Annotated in this window: 16 protein-coding genes; 7 read left to right on the top strand and 9 right to left on the bottom strand. The window is 35.3% G+C overall.

The genetic code is table 11. The annotated features are described in order from the left end of the window. Positions 1-14: 14 nt before the first annotated feature. From CN692_RS17715 to CN692_RS17680, 8 genes are all read right to left on the bottom strand, one after another. Complete coding sequence (locus CN692_RS17715; protein ID WP_098120485.1) at positions 15-920, bottom strand: DMT family transporter; 906 nt, start codon at positions 918-920, stop codon at positions 15-17. A gap of 342 nt (positions 921-1,262) precedes the next feature. Further along, complete coding sequence (locus tag CN692_RS17710; protein WP_098120484.1) at positions 1,263-2,507, bottom strand: amidohydrolase; 1,245 nt, start codon at positions 2,505-2,507, stop codon at positions 1,263-1,265. A 30-nt stretch (positions 2,508-2,537) separates the two neighbouring features. Beyond that, entirely contained in the window at positions 2,538-3,779 is a 1,242-nt protein-coding gene (locus CN692_RS17705; RefSeq protein ID WP_098120483.1) for an amidohydrolase, read from the bottom strand. Between the two features lie 23 nt (positions 3,780-3,802). After that, positions 3,803-5,050 (bottom strand): amidohydrolase family protein, encoded by a 1,248-nt coding sequence (locus CN692_RS17700; RefSeq protein WP_098120482.1) that lies wholly within the window; start codon positions 5,048-5,050, stop codon positions 3,803-3,805. A gap of 798 nt (positions 5,051-5,848) precedes the next feature. Further along, a complete protein-coding gene (locus tag CN692_RS17695; RefSeq protein ID WP_257144060.1) occupies positions 5,849-7,414 on the bottom strand; it encodes a glutathione ABC transporter substrate-binding protein in 1,566 nt (521 codons plus the stop codon). Positions 7,415-7,548: 134 nt separating this feature from the next. Further along, positions 7,549-9,021 (bottom strand): amidohydrolase family protein, encoded by a 1,473-nt coding sequence (locus CN692_RS17690; protein WP_098120480.1) that lies wholly within the window; start codon positions 9,019-9,021, stop codon positions 7,549-7,551. A 28-nt stretch (positions 9,022-9,049) separates the two neighbouring features. Then, complete coding sequence (locus tag CN692_RS17685; protein WP_098120479.1) at positions 9,050-10,528, bottom strand: amidohydrolase family protein; 1,479 nt, start codon at positions 10,526-10,528, stop codon at positions 9,050-9,052. 77 nt (positions 10,529-10,605) lie between these two features. Further along, positions 10,606-12,162: a glutathione ABC transporter substrate-binding protein gene (locus CN692_RS17680; RefSeq protein WP_098120478.1), complete on the bottom strand. Its 1,557-nt coding sequence runs from the start codon at positions 12,160-12,162 to the stop codon at positions 10,606-10,608. A gap of 211 nt (positions 12,163-12,373) precedes the next feature. On the opposite strand from CN692_RS17680, the gene nikC reads away from it, so the two are divergent. The 7 genes from nikC to CN692_RS17645 all read left to right on the top strand — a co-directional run bounded on the left by nikC (position 12,374) and on the right by CN692_RS17645 (position 19,123). Beyond that, complete coding sequence (nikC, locus tag CN692_RS17675) at positions 12,374-13,276, top strand: nickel transporter permease (RefSeq protein ID WP_098120477.1); 903 nt, start codon at positions 12,374-12,376, stop codon at positions 13,274-13,276. Between the two features lie 12 nt (positions 13,277-13,288). Then, entirely contained in the window at positions 13,289-14,209 is a 921-nt protein-coding gene (locus CN692_RS17670) for an ABC transporter permease (protein WP_098120476.1), read from the top strand. A gap of 12 nt (positions 14,210-14,221) precedes the next feature. Next, entirely contained in the window at positions 14,222-15,247 is a 1,026-nt protein-coding gene (locus CN692_RS17665; protein WP_098120475.1) for an ABC transporter ATP-binding protein, read from the top strand. Next, positions 15,247-16,233 carry an ABC transporter ATP-binding protein gene (locus CN692_RS17660; RefSeq protein ID WP_098120474.1) on the top strand — a complete coding sequence of 329 codons (987 nt, stop codon included), beginning with the start codon at positions 15,247-15,249 and terminating at the stop codon, positions 16,231-16,233. The genes CN692_RS17665 and CN692_RS17660 overlap by 1 nt, the downstream gene beginning before the upstream one ends. 98 nt (positions 16,234-16,331) lie before the next feature. Beyond that, on the top strand, positions 16,332-17,099 hold the full coding sequence (locus tag CN692_RS17655; protein WP_098120473.1) for a sensor histidine kinase: 768 nt from the start codon (positions 16,332-16,334) through the stop codon (positions 17,097-17,099). After that, on the top strand, positions 17,096-17,794 hold the full coding sequence (locus tag CN692_RS17650) for a response regulator transcription factor (protein ID WP_098120472.1): 699 nt from the start codon (positions 17,096-17,098) through the stop codon (positions 17,792-17,794). Before CN692_RS17655 ends, CN692_RS17650 begins: the two co-directional genes overlap by 4 nt. A 3-nt stretch (positions 17,795-17,797) precedes the next feature. Continuing rightward, a complete protein-coding gene (locus CN692_RS17645; protein WP_098120471.1) occupies positions 17,798-19,123 on the top strand; it encodes a transporter in 1,326 nt (441 codons plus the stop codon). A 250-nt stretch (positions 19,124-19,373) separates the two neighbouring features. Here the strand turns inward: CN692_RS17645 and CN692_RS17640 are convergent, their stop codons facing one another. Next, complete coding sequence (locus tag CN692_RS17640; protein WP_257144059.1) at positions 19,374-20,222, bottom strand: peptidoglycan-binding protein; 849 nt, start codon at positions 20,220-20,222, stop codon at positions 19,374-19,376. Positions 20,223-20,377: the final 155 nt, after the last annotated feature.

The following is a 20,377-nucleotide window of genomic DNA, read 5'->3' as shown; positions in this document are numbered from 1 at the left end:
CCTCCTCCTCTTGCTTAAAAATTCTTTGTTTCTTTTATATAAGACGGTTCTTTAATCGCCCTTTTCCATTTTAAAGAAGTTGAAAGAAAAACTCCAATAATAATGAGCGCTCCACCTAAAAATTGAGACCCCGTTATATTATTTTTTAAAACAATCAGCCCAACTAGCATAGCAATAAATGGTTCTAAATTAAGAAACATAGCTGCTTTTGATGCCCCTACAATTTGTATTTGATGGTTCCAAATTAATGTACAAATCCCATGCATTATAATTGCTGTTACAATTAATAGTATCCAAGGTACAGCTTGATTACTCATAGTGTGAGTTGTTCCTGAAAAGAGAACAATCGGTAATAGACCACCAAAACCGATTAAATTTGAGTATAGTGTAATCGTTGTTGAATCATAGCTTTCTGTTAGCTTTTTAATCATAATAATTGAAATAGAAAACGTAAGCATAGTTAAAAAAATCCAAATCAACCCAATTGTAATTTCAAGCTTTTGTCCGTTTGTAATGACAAAAAACACACCTATAAAAGCTATAATTGAGCCTATTACAAAACCTTTTGTTAGTCTTTCCTTTAAAAATATTGAAGCTAAAAAAGATGTAGTAAGAGGAGCAAGAGCAAGTATTAATGCAGAAGTTGTTGGATGGGTTGTTTCTAAAGCGGAATAAAATGACCATTGGTTAATACAAGTACCAATTAACCCTAGTAAAATAATCATAAACAAATCTTTTTTCTGAACCATTTTCCACTTTTTCTTCACTAGTGCATAGAAAGCGATAAAAAGTAATATAAAGCATAATCTTAACGCTGACAATAAAATTGGTGAGAATTCTTTTACTAGCAATGCGCCAAAAATAAAATTACTCCCCCAACAAATTACACAAAATAGTAATAATAGATAAGAGCGAACCATTTTACAGCCTGCTTTCTCGATAATATTAACGATCCGATTGGTGGAAAAAAGAGACGTAGTTGCACTTATACCAAAATTGGAAAATACGTCGATTTTTCTTCACCATTACCAATGTATATTTTCTTAATGTAAAAATGGAAAAGGAAATCTAGAAGATTCTAGAGTTCCTTTTCCCGATAGGCATTTTACTAAATTTGTTCTAATTTTTACCGGACAGGTTAATCTTTAAGTGTAATGTTTGGATGTTTATTTCCTTGGGGAGGCTTTTGGCATCCTTTTTCGTGTTGAAAAAACTAACCTGTTTTTTCTTCTCCAAATTACCCTTACAATACGCAGTCTATTTTATTTATGAATTAATCTCTCTTCGCTTAATGAACCACTCACAATATTTCCACTATAGATTACTGCTTTACGTTCTGCTCGTCTTGCAACAGCCTCTGCAGAACAGCTTGCTTCTACTAAAACTAGATTTGCAGAATCACCTATTTTTGGCCAAACTTGATTTCCGTTTGTATCTAGCGGAGTTTTTCCACCCGTAATATATTTTAATGTTTGACCTAATGAAACTTCATCAATCCATCTAAAACGTTCAGCAAGTCTTCCCGCTCTTTCTAGAATATCGCCTGTTCCTAGTGGTGACCAAACATCAAAAATATTATCATTACCTACTGCTACTTCCACACCTCGTTCATTTAATAAATCAACTGGAGGCATTTGTCTATTAATTGGTACACTTGTGACAATCGAAATTCCTGCGTCTCTAAAGCTATTTGCAAGTTCGTATGCTTCCTGTCTTGGAACATCACCTATTCCAAATGCATGGCTGATTGCTACTCTGCCTTCCCAACCTGCTTGCTTCGTAAATTCTACTATACGTTTCATCGTAAATGCACCTAGATGACCTGGATCATGTAAATGAATATCGATGTCTGCATCAGCTTCAACCGCTAAATTATATAGTTGATATAATGACTCTTCAATATTTTGGTCTACAACTGCAGGATCAACTGAACCAACAATTCCTGCTCCGTTTCTTAATGCTTCTCTCACATAATTGAAAGCATTTGATTTTAATAAACCATGCTGAGCAAATGCAACAACTTCGGAGCTAAGACGGTTAGAATAATTAGTTAGTGCTTGTTCAACTTGTTCTAAATTTCTGATCCCAACTTCTGGATAAATATCAACATGTGTTCTCACATGTGTAGAACCAGAAGCTAAAAGGATTTCAAGTAAAGCCTCAGCGCGCTCCTTCGTACTTGAAGCGATCGTCGGTAAAGCCATTTTTTCATATTCAAATCGTTCAATTACACTAGAAGTTGGCGTGCAAGCTCTCCACACATCTCCCATTAATGTCTTATCAAGATGTACATGCTTTTCAATAAAAGATGGTAAAACAAGTAATCCACCTGCATCACGAACTGCAGAGTCATTTGTAATCGACGCTTCATCTTTTGTTATTTTAGTAATTTTTCCATTTTCAATTAATAGATGAAATAATTCAGTAGCAGTACCTACTACTATATCGTTTTCTTTTTCGTAGCCCATTTCTAATCGAGCATTCTTTAACCAATAGCTAGATTTCATGAAGTTCACTCCTTCTTGTAATTCTTCCATTTACTTCAAAGCAGATTCATAATTCAGTCCACCGTAAACAATATTTCCATTCGCAATTACAGCAGCACGTTTTGCTCGTCTTGCTACAGCTTCAGCAGAACATGATGCATCTACTAAAACTAGATTCGCTTCATCTCCAACCTTTGGCCATAACTGGTTACCCTTTTCATCAAGAGTTTTTAACCCACCAGTAATAAATTGCAATGTTTGAGATAGACCGTACTCATCTTTCCAATTGTATCTCTCAGCTAGACGGCCAGCTTTTTCTAACATATCTCCTGTTCCATGCGGAGACCAAGAATCATAGAAACCATCACAACCTAAAGCTACATGTACTCCTTTTGAATGAAGTAGATCAACTGGAGGCATTACTCTGTTAATCGGCACAGTCGACATTATCGACATACCTAAACTTGCTAGCTTACTAGCCATCTCAGTAGATTCATTTAAAGGTACATCACCAATTGCAAATGCATGACTTACAGCTACACGATTATGCCAACCGGCTTGTTCAATAAATGAAACTAATTTTTGTATTGTATAAAAACCAAGATGACCTGGGTCATGTATATGAATATCTATATCAGCATCAAACTGTACCGCAAGATCAACCATCTCAAATAATGAAAGCTCAATATTTTGATCAATGCCACCCGGATCTAGTCCACCGACAATGGTCGCTCCCTCTCTCATCGCTGTTTTCATGAATGACATACTATTTGTTCGAAGTAATCCGTGTTGAGGAAATGCAACAATCTCGTGTGTCATTTTATCCTTATACGTAAAAAGTGCTTTTTGAATTTCTTCTAAATTTTTTAAGCCGATATACGGATCAACGTTTACATGTGTTCGGACATGAGTTGCTCCACCTTTTAATAGTAGATGAAGCATATGTTCAGCACGATGCTGACCCGTCTCCGCTAATTCAACTAATTCCGCAGCTTCCAAATTTAATCTCTCAACTAAATTTGCAGCAGGAATACACGCCTTCCAAGGTAATCCAAGATAAGTCTTATCCAAATGATTATGCATTTCTTTAAAAGCAGGTAGAGCAAGTAAATTCTTTGCATCCTGCACAGGAAGATCCGTTTGTAATGGAAAATCAGCTAATTGTAATCTTTCAATTTTCCCATCAGCAATCAGTAAATTGTAAAGTGTAGTCTCAGTACTTTCGATTCTTCCATTTTCAAAAACAAAACCGCTATCAAGTTTTACATTCTTAAGCCAATATGATTGATTCATCTCATCACTCTCTTTAGTCAAGCTTAAACTGTTGTTGATTCAAGATTAGAAATTGAACCACTTACAACATTACCTTTGAAAATAACAGCAGCACGTTTTGCACGTCTCGCTACAGCTTCTGCACTGCAAGTAGCTTCTACAAGTACGATGCTTGCTTCATCACCAACATTCGGCCATGCTCTTTCCCCTTCATTATTTAAAGGAGTCACGCCTCCTGTAATAAATCCAAGACTATTATGAAGTGATTTTTCTTCAATAAACCTAAAACGTTCAGCAAGTCGTCCAACTTTTTCAAGATTATCGCCTATTCCAAATGGAGACCAATGATCTGTAATGCTGTCATTTCCTAATTCGACTTTTACACCTTTTTCACTTAGTAAAGGAATTGGAATTGTTCTAAAAATTGGTACAGTCGAAGTAATCGAAATTCCTAAATCAGCAAATCGCTCAGCAATCGCAGTAGCATCTGGAACAGAAAGGTCTGCTAAACCACTCGCATGACTTACTGTAACTCTTCCTTGCCATCCTGCTTTTTCAGTTAATGTTGCTAATCTTTGCATTGTAAATAATCCAAGATGATCTGGGTCATGTAAATGAACATCGATATCAGAATTTGATTCAACTGCTATGTCCATAATCGTCTCAAGAGAGCGTTCGATATTTTCATCGATTGAAGCTGGGTCAACTCCACCTACTAGATTTGCTCCATATTTCATCGCTTCTCTAACTAGTTCAACAGAGTTACTTCTTAAAAGTCCATGCTGCGGAAATGCAACAATTTCATGTGTTAATTTATCTTTATATCCTTCTAATGCTTGTAAAGTAGCTTCTAAGTTTTTTAATCCGATAACCGGGTCAATATTACAATGTGTACGAATATGCGTCGCACCGTGACTTAGTAATAAATCAAGCATCTTTTCTGCTCTATCTTTAGCAGTTGGTAATAATTTTGGTAATAAAATTTGTTCTTCTTCAATACGTGTCCTCACACCATTAGTTGCAGGCATACACGCTTTCCAAGGTCCACCATAATAAGTTTTATCAATGTGGATATGCATCTCTTTAAATGAAGGAACCATTAGAAGGCCTTGCACATCATATTGCGGTAATTGATCAGTTATTACTTCACTAGCTAATTGAATAGCAGCGATTTTTTCATTTTCAATTTTCACATTGTACTTTCCAGTTGCCGTTCCGTTAATTACTTCATTGTCATTATAAGTAAAACCATTTTCTAGACTCACATTTGTTAACCAATATACTTTTGACAATCTACTCACCCTTCCATCCCACTTTAAATTTTGATTCTATTTTCATTATAAATCTGTTTAGAATATTTTGATTTTAGTATGTTTACATATTTTTAAAGTATTTTTACTAGTTGGTTTATATTGATTAAAAAGTAGCGTAGGAACTAATTACTCAGTTGAACTAGGAATTTTCAATTAAATAAGTAAACTCAGGTTGATTTCCACTACAGGATACTCTCTTTCAAGGGAGTGAGCTTACCTCCTCTTCAAAAATATTAGTAGGGGGGTATATCTGATGGTCTTTTCATTTGCAGTTGATTTTATTGATCTTTTTCCATAGATAATTACAGTGTTCTATCTATTTTTTATTCGTTTTGGCACAGATTGAAGCAGATTTGCTATTTTTTCATTTATAAATCTATAAATTTATGGAAGTTTTATTGCCAAATACCCTACCTGGTATAGGTAATTCCCTATTTTATTTGCGATTATTGGAATTTTATTTGCAGTTTTGCCGATTTTATTTGCGATTATCGAATTTTATTTGCAGTTTTGCTGATTTTATTTGCGGTTTTCGGATTTTATTTGCAGTCTGTTGTTTATTTGCGATTTTCCTTTTTTATTTGCAGCTCTTCCTTCCTTATTTGCGGTTTTTTGTATTTTATTTGCAGTTTTACTAATTTTATTTGCAGTACGTTGTTTATCCGCGATTCTCTTTTTTTATTTGCAGCTCTGCCTTCCTAAAACTACTGTTGAAATAAAAAATGAGGGAATCCCCTAACTTTATTGGGATCCCCTCTTTCTTAAAAACAAAAAATATTACTTAAGTGTCACGTCATTAATCTCTAAGTAACCTGAAGGACTAATTGAGAATCCTTTTACATTTTTTGAGATTGCTGCGACATTTTCGATTACTCTTACTGGAATATATGGAGCGTCATCCATTTCGATTTCTTGCGCTTTTGCATAGATTTCTTTGCGTTTTGTTTCGTCTTTTTCTTTTCGGCCTTCATTAATTAGTTCATCTACTTTTGGATTGCTGTAGAAGAATGTGTTTCCAGCCGCTCCGCGTGAGTCTGAGTGGAATAGGTTGTACTGATTGTAATCAGCATCTCCTGTTGCGTTTCTCCAGCTAATGATAAACATTTGTGATTGACCTTTATTTGCTTTTTCAACGAATGAACCGTATTCCATTACTTGTACTTTTAAATTAATGCCGATTCCTTTTAATTGTGATTGAAGTACTTCTGCTAAATTTACTCGTTCTTTGCTATCCATTGTAAGAATTGTAGCTTCAAATCCATTTGGGTAGCCTGCTTCTGTTAATAGTTTTTTAGCTTCTTTTAAATTGTAGTCATAGGCTTTTAATTGATCATCGTATCCGAATACTTTTGATCCCATTGCGGAGTTTGCTTGTTTACCGACGTTATTAAATACTCCTTTAATAATTGAATCCATTTCAACCGCATGAGCAATTGCTTTACGAACACGTACATCATTGAATGGTTTTTTCGTTACGTTGAAACCGATGTATTCTGTACCGTATCCTTCACTTCGATAGACTTCCATAGCAGAAGATGATTCAACTTGGTCCATTACTGCTACTGGGAGAGGTTCGGCAATTTGAGCTTCTCCTGTTTCAATCATTGAAATTCTTGTTGAGTCTTCTGGAACTACTTTGAATTCAACTTTATCGATCTTCGGTTTAGTGCCCCAGTAATCTTCATTTTTAACTAATGTAATTTCTTGACCAGGAGACCATGATTTAAATTTAAAAGGACCGGTTCCGTTTGGCTCTTGGATAATATTTTTTCCATATTTATCAATCGTTTTAGGACTTATAATGCCACCTTCATGGTTTGCTAAAATCGAAAGAAGTGGTGAAAAGGGTTCACTTAAAATAAATTGAACTGTATATTCATCAACTACCTTCACTTCTTTTACCATTTTGAATACAACTGCTCTTGGCGATGCTACTTTTGGATCTAATAAACGATCAAACGTCTTTTTTACTGCTTCTGCATTAAATGCCGTACCGTCGTGAAATTTTACACCATGTCTTAATTTAAATTCCCATGTTGTGTCGTCGATTTGTTTCCATGATTCTGCTAACATTGGTTGAATTTCATTGTTACTATCGCGTTGTACAAGACCTTCATAAATTTTATGATGGGTAATACTCGCAGCATTTATGGTAGACATAAATTGTTGATCTAAATTTTCTGCATCAGATTGCCGAGCAATTACTAGCGTATTTCCTCCATTTGAACCATTTGCTTGTCCATTTGTTTTTGTCCCAACATCTTGATTAGATGAACATCCTGTAATTGTCACTGCAGAAAATAATACTAGAAAAAATTTACCGAATCCCGCTTTTAATTTCAATGGCATTGCCTCCCAAGTATTAGTTTGTCTTACAATATTTATCTAATTATATAAAATATTCTGATAATTATTTTTGAATATCTTTACCTGTTTTTTCAGTATCTTTACTAGTTTTTCAATTCTTTTGCTTCTGATTACTCTAGTGAATTAACTAATTTAAAAGATGATGGAAGTAGTTCATTTTCAGGAAGCTGCTCGTAATCCCTTTCCATATAACCTTTTCTCATCTTATTAAAATAGAATTGAGCTTTTTGCTTTAAATCTTCCATATCAAGATTAGGAATCACTTGATCTTCCATCATGATTTTTCCATTTATAATTGATAGTTTTACATCTCTACCTGAACCACTTACAAACATTGTTCGAATTGGATCATCCATAACGCCCATGTGAAATCCATCTAAATCAATCGCAATAATATCCGCTTTTGCACCAACAGCAATTCTTCCTAAATCTTCCCGATTAAGAAATGCCGCTGCTCCTAAGGTAATAGAATTGAAGAAATCAGCGTATGTAGATCCTTCGACTTCTTTTTCAACAAATCTTGAAAGCATACTACCAGTACGTACATTTTGAAATATGTCTGGTGGAAAAGTATCAGTACCTAGTGCAATATTAATACCTTCTTTTCTATATTTTGCAAATGATTCAAGCCCTTCTCCATGTCTTCCTATAATAAGAGGACAATGGATGACAGTAGTATTTGTTTCTTTCAGAAGCGAAATATCATTATCAATATTGTAATTCGCTCCACTATAGCCTGATACAAAATGAGCGTGTGGAATGCCTGTATTTGGGCCTAAAAACCCAAGATTATATAAATATCTAATTGGTGTAACGCCGTGTTCTTTTAAAATTGTATTAAACTCAAAACTTCCTTGCGCAGCATGAAGCTTGATAGGAACATTTAATTTTTCACTGTAATATTTTGTTTTTATTAAAATTTCTTCAGTCTGTGTTTCAATTCTTTCTGGGGCTAACATCCCTCGGATTAATCCGTCAAATGCGCCATCGAAGGTTTCAACAAACCTTATTGCTCTGTCTAATCCTTCCTCGCCCGCTTTTTCATCCCAATGCATTTTAATCTTCCCATCCGGCTCAACTACTCGAATTCCTGCTTGATAGCTTGGTCCAAGATAAATTCTCAACCCTAGTTTTCCCGCATGATTCGCTGCAGCTTCTAACTCTTCAAAAGTTTCAGCCCAATTTTTATAAAAAACGGATGTAATCGGCATGGCCGTAGTAATTCCATTTAAGATTAGTTGGGAATAAGCATATAAAGATTTAAATGCTTCCTCCTCTTCACTCATTAGTTCATGATGTCCTTCTTTTACGTATTGTTCAGACCAAAGGAGATTTTTTTGTCTATTTGATTTCGCCTCTAAGTGCAAAATATCATGATCAATGTCACCTAGAGCGTTTAAATCAATAAAACCAGGACTAAGGATCGCATTTCCTACGTCAATTACTTGATCTACTTCTTCTAAATAGTTTTTTCCTACATATAAAATCGTGTCCTTTTCATAAACAACTTCTGCATCTTCCAATATGACATGTTCACTTCCATTAAAACCAATTACGTATCTTCCTTTTAACTTCGTTTTCATTCTTTTCTCCCTTCAAAAAAAGATTATTTTAGTTTTCAACATATCTCATCTCGTCAACATAGGCACGAGCATGACCCCAGAAATACTTTGTCGGCTGCATATACTTTTCTAGTCCAGCACGTTTTATTGTTTCGAAGGCTTCTTCATTTGCTTCATTTAACACTGTACTTTCGTGAACTGTATGTACATTTCGCCCTTCCATAATTAGCTTTCCATCAATAATCACATGATCAACATCATTTGCGACTGCTTGAAAAACCAGTCGATGAACGTGCATAAACTCAGGTGTCAAATGTGGTTGGTGGAGATTAACTGTGATGACATCTGCCTTTTTACCAATTTCAAGTGAGCCAATTTCATCGTCCCAACCGATACATTTTGCCGCATCAATTGTAATCATTTCTAAAAGCTTTCCAGGCGGCAAATAATAATAGTCTCTAAGTGCAGCCTGATGGACAAACTGAGTTTTTCTCATTGCTTGGAATAAATCAAAGCTTGTTGATGGGGAAGTACCATCAGTTGAAATTGCAACTGTTGCTCCCATTTCGATTAATTCTGTAATTGGAGTACGTGCATTTACTTGGCCAAAACCTGGAGAAGCACTAATATTCGTCCCAGTTTCAGCTAATATTTTCGCTTCATCGAATGAAATTCCTCGGCAGTGCTGAAGATGTACATCTGGGCCTAATAAAGCATTTTCCTTATCTTGAATTGCTAAATGAATCATTCCTCCAAATGCATCTGAATGAATTCTTGTATTATATTTTCTAGCTATCTCTCTAATTTTTTTCGCCTGGTAAAGATCATGTTGTGTTAAACCGTAAAGTCGATCTGGAGATGTTGGATTTGAAGGGTCAACAGACGTTACAATGACAAATGGCGTTATAAAGGCTCTCGTTTTGTCCCCATTTGCATGATTCAAAGCTTCAATAACCGCTTCTGCTCCTTTTAAAACTTCTTCATAAGTAACTTCTTTTTCAATTCTTTTTCCATCAACCCATCTACTAAATGAATGTGGCCAAGGTGGGTTACATGGACCTGTACAAACTACTTCGCGGACTCCTACTTCGTTGTATGCTTTCGCATGGTTGATCGCAAATATTGGATCATCTGATCTTGGTACTGAACCTAACACACTAACTCCTGTTGTAATACCTGCTTTTAATCGTTCAAGTGCTGATAGCTTTCCTTCGTAATACCAAAAATCATCTGTCACGAAATGTTTATACGTATTCGTCATAATTGGCATCCAAAAATCGATATTTTCCATTGCAATTGTTTTAAACATTGAATGACCACCGTGACCATGAACATCTATTAGCCCTGGTAAAATACATTGATGACTACAATCAATTACTTTATGCGCTTCATACTTAGTTTTCATGTTTTCAGTCAAATCAATGTCCACAATTCTTCCATTATGAATCGCAACGGAGCCATTTTGGATAATTCTTCTTTCTGTATCCATTGTGATTACAGTCCCATTTATTAATAACAAATCAATCATATTTTCTCCTCCTACCTATAAACTTCTCTTTAAAAACTGAAACAGCATAATTTAATTATGCTGTTTCATGGAATTACTTATTTCACTGTTACATCGTCAAGCATTAAATAACTTGCTGGGTTTAACCATAGTCCTTTAACCGAAGAGCTAGTAACTGCTAAATGCTCGTAGTTACGAATAGGAACATATGGTACATCTTCACTTTCAATTTTTTGTGCATCAGCATATAGTTGTTTACGTTTTTCGCTATCTGGCTCCTGTCTTGCTGATTCAATTAATTTATCTACTTCTGGGTTACTATAGAAAGAACTATTTCCTGCTGCACCTTGGGATTGACTATCAAATAAATTAAATTGATTATAGTCCCCATCACCAGTAGCATTACCCCATCCACCAATTGCAACTTGATGTTCACCTTTTGCGATTGTATCGATATAAGCTCCGTACTCAAGAACTTGGATTTTAACATTGATACCAATACCTTTTAATTGTGATTGGATTACTTCAGCCATATTTATTCTTTCTTTACGATCACTAGTTGTTAGAGTAAATGTTAGTCCATCTTTAACTCCGGCTTCTTTTAATAGCTTTTTAGATTCATTAATATCGTAATCGTAACCTTTAATGTCAGGATCATATCCAAATACTTTCGGACTCATCGTTGAGTTCGCTTTTGTTCCAACGTCGTTATATACACCTTTAATGATTGAATCTACTTCAATTGCATGTGCAATTGCTTTTCTAACACGCACATCATTAAACGGCTTTTTCTTAACATTGAAGCTTAAGTATTCAACAGCTAGTCCATCTGTGCGATATAAGTCCATTGTGTCTGATGCTTCAATTCGATCAATTTCTGTTACTGGTACTTGGTCAGTTACTTGTGCTTCACCAGTTTCGATCATTGCTAATCTTGTAGCATCTTCAGGAACTACTTTAAAGACTACACCATCAATCTTAGGTTTATTTCCCCAGTAGTCATTATTTTTTGCAATTTTTATTTCTTCACCTGATTTCCAAGATTTAAATACATATGGACCAGTTCCTACTGGATTTTGTCCAATTTTATCGCTATTATCTTTTATTGATTTTGGACTAAGAATACTACCTTCACTACTCATTAAAATTGATAAAAGTGGTGCGTATGGGTATTTCAAAATAAATTGTACAGTCGTATCGTTAACTACTTTAACTTCTTTAATCATTGCAAACTTACCCGCTTGTGGTGATGCAGTTTTTGGATCAAGCACTCGATCAAAAGTAGCTTTTACTGCATCTGCATTAAATGGTGTACCATCATGGAATTTAACGCCTTCTCGAAGTTTAAATTCCCAAGTCACGTTATTTACTTGTTTCCATTCTGTTGCTAAAAGAGGCTGCGGCTCCATATTTTTATCTGGTTCAACTAATGTTTCATAAACCTTTTCATACACTACATTTGCTGATGGTATATCAGTAATAAATTGTGGATCTAATGTAGTTGCATCGGATAATCTAGCGACAACTAAAGTTCCCCCTGCTTTCGCTTTTGTTCCTGTTGCACTACTGCTTGTTGAGTCAGATGTACATCCTGCTAGAACAGTTGAAATTGTAAATAATGATGCAAATAGTACTCCAGCTGTTTTTTTCTTCATTGTTTTCTTCCCCCTCTTTTTAATTGCCCTATCATTCTCTAGTTCACCATTTATTCGAATACGTTAGGCTTAATCAAATTATAAAAAAAAATAAAATTTTATATTTTCAGAATCTTTACTCGTTTTTTAATTATCTTTACTGCTTTTCCGCATTATATTTACTTCAATTCCAATTTTGAATAAATTTAAACAAAGAAAAGGGGGAAGAAATATGAAAGCAGAGACAGTATTAAGTAATACTGAAATAAAACTAGAAAAAAGAAAATCTCAAAAACTTAAAAGATGGAAAGTATTCTATAGGAAGTTTAAAAAAAATAAATTGGCACTAGTTGGAGGATATATTGTACTTTTTTATATTTTAGTAGCAATTTTTGCACCATTAATTTCACCAAAGGATCCTTTTGCAATTGATTTAATGCACAAACTACAGACGCCATCGATGGAACATTGGATGGGAACTGATGATAAAGGAAGAGATATTTTAAGTAGGATAATATATGGAAGCCGTCTTTCAATTTCAGTAGGTTTCGTATCAGTCTTATTTGGAGCCGTTTTCGGAATCACACTCGGTTTGATCGCAGGTTATTACGGAAAATGGATGGATACGATCATTATGAGGGTTGTTGATGTTTTACTTGCATTCCCAGGTATTTTATTAGCACTTGCGATTATTAGTGCACTTGGTCCTAGTCTAATTAATGTTATGGTTGCTGTCGGTATCTTTTCAGTTCCAATGTTTGCACGAATCGTTAGAGGATCTACATTATCCGTCAGAAAACTTGAATATATTGATGCAATTCGCGCTTTAGGTGCAACTGATGCAACAATTATTTTCAAACATATTTTACCGAATATTCTTTCACCAATAATTGTCCAAGCTACGTTAAAACTTGCTACAGCTATTCTATCAGCAGCAGGCTTGTCATATCTCGGACTAGGCGCACAGCCACCATCTCCAGAATGGGGAGCGATGTTAAGTAGTGGACGTGATTATTTATTTACTGCACCACATATTGCCTTATTTCCGGGTATCGCGATTTCAACACTTGTATTAGGATTTAATATTTTCGGGGATGGACTAAGAGATGCACTTGATCCAAGGATGAAAAAATAAGGAGGAAAGTATATGTTTCTATTTATTGTCAGAAGAATTATACAAACTATTCCAGTTTTAATTGGTGTAAGTTTAGTCGTTTTTTTAATTATGCAGATGGTCCCTGGTGATCCAGCAACTCTACTTGCTGGGGAAGGTGCTACGAAACAAACAATCGAAATGATTCGTCACCAACTTGGCTTTGATCGACCGGTCATTATTCAGTATTTCGATTATATTGCTCATGTATTACAAGGTGATTTTGGCGAATCTATTCGAAATAATCGTCCAGTATTAGATGAGATTATGATTCGTTTGCCAATTACAATTGAACTTGCACTGGCTAGTATTTTCATTACAGTCGTACTTGGTATGCTAGCAGGAATTATCTCAGCGACTAAACAGTATTCCGCAGCTGATATTACAATTATGATTATCGCTTTACTAGGAATCTCTTTACCAAGTTTCTGGTTTGGTTTAATGCTGATCTACTTCTTTTCAGTTAATCTTCATATATTTCCAGTTGCTGGCTGGGGAACGTTTAAACATATGGTACTACCAGCATTAACTTTAGGTGCTGGTGGTGCTGCAATCGTAGCTAGAATGACTAGATCAAGTATGTTAGAAGTTGTTCGTCAAGACTATATGCGTACGGCAAGAGCAAAAGGTTTAAAGGAACATGTCATTATTTACAAACATGGTCTAAAAAATGCATTAATTCCAGTTATTACGGTTGTTGGTCTACAATTTGGTGCATTACTTGGTGGTACCGTTTTAACCGAGTCAGTTTTTGCAATTAATGGACTTGGTAGATTAATTGTTGATGCAATTAGAACAAGAGATTTACCTATGGTTCAAGGTGGCGTATTAATCGCTTCAATTATCTTCGTATTTATGAATCTAGCTGTTGATATTCTCTACCGTTACTTTAATAAACGAGTTGACTTGAATTAAGGAGGTCCTACTATGAAAAAACAATTTGATGAAACAATTCTTGAGGTTAAAAATTTACAAACCCACTTTTATACAGATGACGGTGTTAGTAAAGCAGTTAATGGAATAAGCTTTAATTTAAAAAAAGGTGAGACACTTGGAATTGTAGGAGAGTCTGGTAGCGGTAAGAGTATTACTTCCTTGTCCCTATTACGATTAATCCCCTCTCCTCCAGGAAAAATAGCTGGTGGTAGTATTCTTTTTAAAGGTGAAGACTTACTTGCAAAAACTGAAAAACAGATGCGTTCAATACGAGGTAATGAAATTTCAATGATCTTTCAAGAGCCAATGACATCTTTAAACCCTGTTTATTCAGCGGGCGAACAAATTGCAGAAGCGATTCGTCTTCACCAAAAATTAAACAAAAAGGAAGCTTGGGATAAAGCAGTTGAAATGCTGCGACTTGTAGGAATCCCCTCTCCTGAAAAACGTGCAAAACAAGAACCACATGAGCTTAGTGGTGGAATGCGACAAAGGGTTATGATTGCAATGGCACTTGCTTGTCATCCAGAAGTGCTAATCGCAGATGAACCGACTACTGCTCTTGATGTGACAATTCAAGCTCAGATTCTGGAATTAATTAAATCACTCCAAAAGGATTTCGGTACAGCCGTTATCTTAATCACGCATGATTTAGGTGTTGTTTATGAGACTTGCGATCGAGTGGCTGTAATGTACGCCGGAAGAATCGTTGAATATACTTCGGCAAAAGAACTATTTAATAGCCCTAAACATCCATACACGATCGGTTTATTAAACTCTCTTCCACGTCTGGATATGGACCAAGATGAATTAACTACGATACCTGGTACAGTACCGAGCCCATTCAATATGCCTAAAGGCTGTAGTTTTGCTCCCCGCTGTGCACATGCTAAAGAAATTTGCCATACGTCAGTACCAGACTTAAACACAATTGACAAAAATTCGGAAGTTAGTTGTTGGATGTACACATCAAAATGGGAAACAGATACACTTCAAGAGAAAGTAGGGATTGAATAATGGCATTACAACTAGTGGATAAAAAAATACTACTTAATGTAGATCATTTAAAACAATACTTTCCTATTAAGGGTGGCATTTTAGGAAGAACAGTTAATCATGTAAAGGCTGTAGACGATATTAGTTTCCATATTTATGAGGGCGAAACATTAAGCATTGTAGGAGAATCCGGTTGCGGTAAATCTACTACCGGTAGAGCGATCTTAAGATTAGACGAGCCTACAAGTGGAAGCATTCATTTTAAAGAAAAAGATTTATTAAGCTTAGGAAAAAAAGAAATGCGCAAAATAAGAAAGGATTTACAAGTAATCTTTCAAGATCCATTTGCTTCTCTTAATCCTAGACAAACGATTGGACAAATTTTAAGTGAAGCATTAGCTATTCAAAATGTTGTTCCAAAAGAAGAACGTATAGCTAGAATTGAAGAATTACTTGAACATGTTGGTTTAAGACCTGAAGCGATGGATCGTTATCCTCACGAATTTAGTGGAGGACAGCGCCAACGTGTCGGAATTGCTCGTGCACTTGCGGTCGATCCAAAACTAATTATTTGTGATGAAGCTGTTTCTGCGTTAGACGTTTCAATTCAAGCCCAAGTACTAAACTTACTTAAATCATTACAGAAAAAATTCTCTCTTACCTTTCTTTTCATCTCGCATGATTTAGGTGTAGTAAGGCATATCTCAGATCGTGTGATGGTAATGTATTTAGGAAAAGTAGTCGAGATAGCCGATAAAAAATCAATATTTGACAATCCGCAACACCCATATACACGTGCACTGTTATCAGCAATTCCAGTTCCAAATCCAGTGCATCAAAGAGAAAGAATTATTTTAACAGGAGACGTACCTTCTCCGATCGATCCCCCAAGTGGCTGCCGTTTCCACACAAGATGCCCTTTTGCGATCGATATTTGTAAAACAAGAGTACCTGAATTAAAATTATCCGAGCAAAATCATCAGGTTGCTTGCCACATTGTAGTATAATTGAGGAATGAAATCAAAGAATCCCCATCGGGGTTCTTTGATTTTAAGAAAAAAACGGGAAGCCTCATTCCCTTATACCTGCCCTATTGGAGGTTTTCATGCTTAGCTACGAGGGATTTACTTTACTAATTATGCTATTTATTTTAGCTCCTATTATGGGAGCTATTGCTTTATTATTTTTATTTATTTTTGAAAAAAGGATCGACTTACTTGAAAATAAGAATAGAGAGATTCGTTTAGAACACGCACTCCAAGAAGCTCAATATAACAAGTTGAATCAGCAAATTCAACCGCACTTTTTGTTTAATACACTAAATGTCATACTTAGCTTAGCTCGTTTAAATCGAACATCGGAATTAATCAGGGCACTTGAAACATTCTCTCAATTTTTAAAATTTAAATATAAGTCTTCAGAGCCCTTAATTCCGCTAGCGCAAGAAATACAATATACTCAATATTATTTAGATATACAAACTCTACGGTTTGGTGAGCGACTTAAAACTCAGTTAGATTGTCCAAATGAATTATATGATGCTTTAGTTCCTCCATTTATTTTGCAAACCTTAGTAGAAAATTCTTTTAAACATGGTTTAGAAAAAAAAATTGGTGAGGCTTTACTTCATATTCGTTTTTATCAAGATTCTGAACTAGTTTGCTTAGAAGTAATCGATAATGGCTTAATGGGTATGACAAACTCATTTTCAAATAATGAAGGTCACGGGCTAGACAATATAAAAAAGAGGCTAAAACTATATTTTGGTAGCAATGGACATGTATTAATTGCCTCTAATGAATTAGGTACAAACGTTAAGGTCGTTTGGCCACTAATATATGACTCAAATGTAAAGGAGGGAGCTTTAAAATGAATGTCTTATTAGTAGATGATGAACCCCTAGAGCTTGAACAAATGGAATATATGATTAAAAATATATTTCCACTTTGGAAATTCTATAAAGCTGCTGATGCTTGCCAAGCAATTACAATTAATCAAAATCATAAAATTAACATCGCATTTCTAGACATTAATCTTCCAGGACGTTCTGGTCTTGAGTTTGGAGAAGAGCTACGAGCACAGAATAAAGATGTCGATATTATTATGGTCACAGCATATCAAAGTTTTGATTATGCCCAACAGTCAATCCGAATCGGAGTTTTAGATTATTTAACAAAACCAGTTATTGAAAGTGAATTGTATAAAGTTCTCTCAAAATATAGTGAAACCGACACATCAAATCAGTATTCTAGTTTAATCCATCAAACGCTTTTATATATTCATGAGCATTTCGCTGAAAAACTATCACTTTCAGACGTCGCTCGCGAAGTACACACAAATCATACTTATTTAAGTAGGAAATTTCATGAAGAAGTTGGCATTTCATTTTCAGAATATTTAATAGATTTCAGAATCCAAGCAGCTAAGCGATTCTTAACAAATAACTCAAACTGGAATATATCTGATGTTGCAGAAAACTCAGGCTTTAATAGTCAACATTATTTTAGTACTTTGTTCCGCAAAATTGAGGGCATTACTCCAAAAGAGTATCGTGAGAAAGGAAAATAAACAGTGAATTCACGTTCATTTAGAGAATACGTGCAAGGCTCTATTCAAATTGGAATGGGAATGGGAATCATTTCTCTCTTGGCACGTTGGGTAACAGGTACTACAATTTTATCTTCGCCAGAATCTATGATTAAATATGGCGTATTTGGTGGAATTGGTTATGCATTTTTAGGAGCTATTGCTTTGTTTGTATTTAGTTTTATTGGGAAAAAAGTTCGTGGAGAATTTCCTGATTGTTTAACAATAGGAGATTATTTGAAGAAAAAGCTCCATCCATTTGGTTATTGGATTATGATTGGTATATTAATCTTAACTAGCCTGCACATATTATATATTCAATCTATGTCAGCATCTACTTTATTTCATTTTTTATTTAATTTACCATTGTATATTGAAATTTTCATTTTTATTTGTTTTTGTGTCCTATTTGCTGGTTTTGGTGGATTAAAGATGATACATGGATTAGCAGGATTTCAAGTGATCACAATGTTTGCAGCTGCAATCTTAATCCCTTTATATTTTTTCGTAAAAGAAGGCGTTCAACCTGTTTATGATGGAATTAAATTATATCATCCATACATGTTAGTCATTGATCATTACGATTTATGGGGATTTCTATTTTCAGGTCTGTTAGTAGGATTTGGTCAGTTTTTCTTCGACATAACTTCATGGCATCGATTATTTATGATTGAAGCTAAGAAAATTCCGCTGACTTTCTCGTTAACTGGACTAATATGGGGGATTTTCCCACTTTCATTTTCGTGTCTTTTTATCATTGTCATTTTTACAGGTGGATTTACAGATATTCAATCAATATTAGTTGGTTTAGCAAATAAAATTACAACACCATTCTTTTTCATTCTTTTTGTTTTATGCGCATTTAATGCGATTACCTCAACATTCGGTGCAGTACTTCACTCACTTACTAGCTTAATCGTTCTTAATATAATTGAGCCATTAAAAAAAACAAAAAGCGATCAACAAAAAATAAGAATGGCCTATCTTTTGTCGGTCGTTATCGGAGTTATTATTTTTTTCTCAACAGTTATTCAATCAAAAAATATTATCGAACTATTATTTTACTCAGGAAATGTCTATTCAGCATTGCTGTTTCCAATTTTGGTTATTGTCTTTAGTAAAGGAAAGACAGCTAATTACGTACCTTTAAGTATCATAATAAGTATTATACTTTCTTATGTTGTTCAACCGTATGTAGGCGAATTTCAAAGTATTTGGTTAAGTTCATTATTTTCTATTATTATTATAATGATTTGTTTTGCAATCAGCTTATTTACTCATAAAAAAAACTTTACGATTTCGGATAAATAGGGGCAGTCCTAAATGTCAGCATAACTGGCGAATAGGAGGCCCCTTTTTCCATTAAGATTCATATTTTTTTATTTGTGCGAGGGCTTTTATTTGAAGTTTTAGGCTTCTTAATTACATTTCACCCTTTATTAGACTACTCTTCTTTTAACTATTTTCGATCAATTTAAAAATGAGGATGCACCTAAAAGTTAGACTTTTGGTGCACCCTCTTCTAATCGATTATACGATCATTATTTCAACTATAAGCTTCTTAATTTCCACCTTTACTTGGTGGAGGATTTTCATTGCCACCTTTTTCTGGCTCAGGTTGTTCATTTCCACCTTTACCTGGTTGAGGCTGTTCCGTTCCGCCTTTACCTGGTTGTGGCTGTTCTGTTCCACCTTTACCTGGTTGAGGTTGTTCTGTTCCGCCTTTACCTGGTTGTGGTTGCTCTGTTCCGCCACCTTGGCCGTCGCCTTCACCTGTGCCACCACCAGTTCCTCCACCTTGGCCACCGCCTTCACCTGCGCCACCACCAGCTCCTCCGCCAGCACCGCCGCCTTCACCTGCACCACCACCAGCTCCTCCGCCAGCACCGCCGCCTTCACCTGCGCCTCCACCAGCTCCTCCACCAGCTCCTCCGCCAGCACCGCCACCTTCACCTGCGCCTCCACCAGCTCCTCCGCCAGCACCGCCGCCTTCACCTGCGCCACCACCAGCTCCTCCGCCAGCACCGCCACCTTCACCTGCGCCGCCAGTTCCTCCGCCGGCTTTTACTGATTCATATGAGTGCATGATTGATGAAAAAGTATTCGGATCTACTGCACCAGTAACTGGTAATCCATGTGTCTTTTGATAATATTTTACACCTTTAATCGTTAAATAATTATAATGTCCAGTAATCTCACCTGAGTAACTACCGATCGATTTCAACATACCTTGTACAACATATACATCTGGACCTTCTGAACCTTTACCAAATGCATAACTAGTAGAAGACATACCTAATGCAAGCATTGATGAAAGCACAATCGTCCCTAAACTTTTTTTACCGTATTTTATTATTTTAAATTCCTTATTCTTAACAGAATAAGACTTGTCCCACTCGAATTCCTTCATTAATGACACCATCCTTCTAAATAATAAGACTTTTGAAACTACAAATTTTACTATTCCCTAATCACATTCGATAATTCATCTCAATTAGAAACTAACCATTTCTTTTATTAGTATTTTTTAATGTTTTTCTACATAATCTAAATAATCATTTTTCG

Source organism: Bacillus sp. AFS002410, from assembly GCF_002556365.1.
Classification (GTDB): Bacteria; Bacillota; Bacilli; order Bacillales; family Bacillaceae_G; genus Gottfriedia.
This window is presented reverse-complemented; position numbering and strand designations above follow the sequence as displayed.

Bases quoted from the DNA above. Each gene is read 5' to 3' on its own strand.
- CN692_RS17655 (WP_098120473.1), top strand. From the start codon at position 16,332: ATGCTTAGCTACGAGGGATTTACTTTACTAATTATGCTATTTATTTTA.
- CN692_RS17685 (WP_098120479.1), bottom strand. From the start codon at position 10,528: ATGATTGATTTGTTATTAATAAATGGGACTGTAATCACAATGGATACA.
- CN692_RS17690 (WP_098120480.1), bottom strand. From the start codon at position 9,021: ATGAAAACGAAGTTAAAAGGAAGATACGTAATTGGTTTTAATGGAAGT.
- CN692_RS17680 (WP_098120478.1), bottom strand. From the start codon at position 12,162: ATGAAGAAAAAAACAGCTGGAGTACTATTTGCATCATTATTTACAATT.
- CN692_RS17640 (WP_257144059.1), bottom strand. From the start codon at position 20,222: ATGAAGGAATTCGAGTGGGACAAGTCTTATTCTGTTAAGAATAAGGAA.
- nikC (WP_098120477.1), top strand. From the start codon at position 12,374: ATGAAAGCAGAGACAGTATTAAGTAATACTGAAATAAAACTAGAAAAA.
- CN692_RS17660 (WP_098120474.1), top strand. From the start codon at position 15,247: ATGGCATTACAACTAGTGGATAAAAAAATACTACTTAATGTAGATCAT.
- CN692_RS17670 (WP_098120476.1), top strand. From the start codon at position 13,289: ATGTTTCTATTTATTGTCAGAAGAATTATACAAACTATTCCAGTTTTA.
- CN692_RS17650 (WP_098120472.1), top strand. From the start codon at position 17,096: ATGAATGTCTTATTAGTAGATGATGAACCCCTAGAGCTTGAACAAATG.
- CN692_RS17710 (WP_098120484.1), bottom strand. From the start codon at position 2,507: ATGAAATCTAGCTATTGGTTAAAGAATGCTCGATTAGAAATGGGCTAC.
- CN692_RS17665 (WP_098120475.1), top strand. From the start codon at position 14,222: ATGAAAAAACAATTTGATGAAACAATTCTTGAGGTTAAAAATTTACAA.
- CN692_RS17705 (WP_098120483.1), bottom strand. From the start codon at position 3,779: ATGAATCAATCATATTGGCTTAAGAATGTAAAACTTGATAGCGGTTTT.
- CN692_RS17715 (WP_098120485.1), bottom strand. From the start codon at position 920: ATGGTTCGCTCTTATCTATTATTACTATTTTGTGTAATTTGTTGGGGG.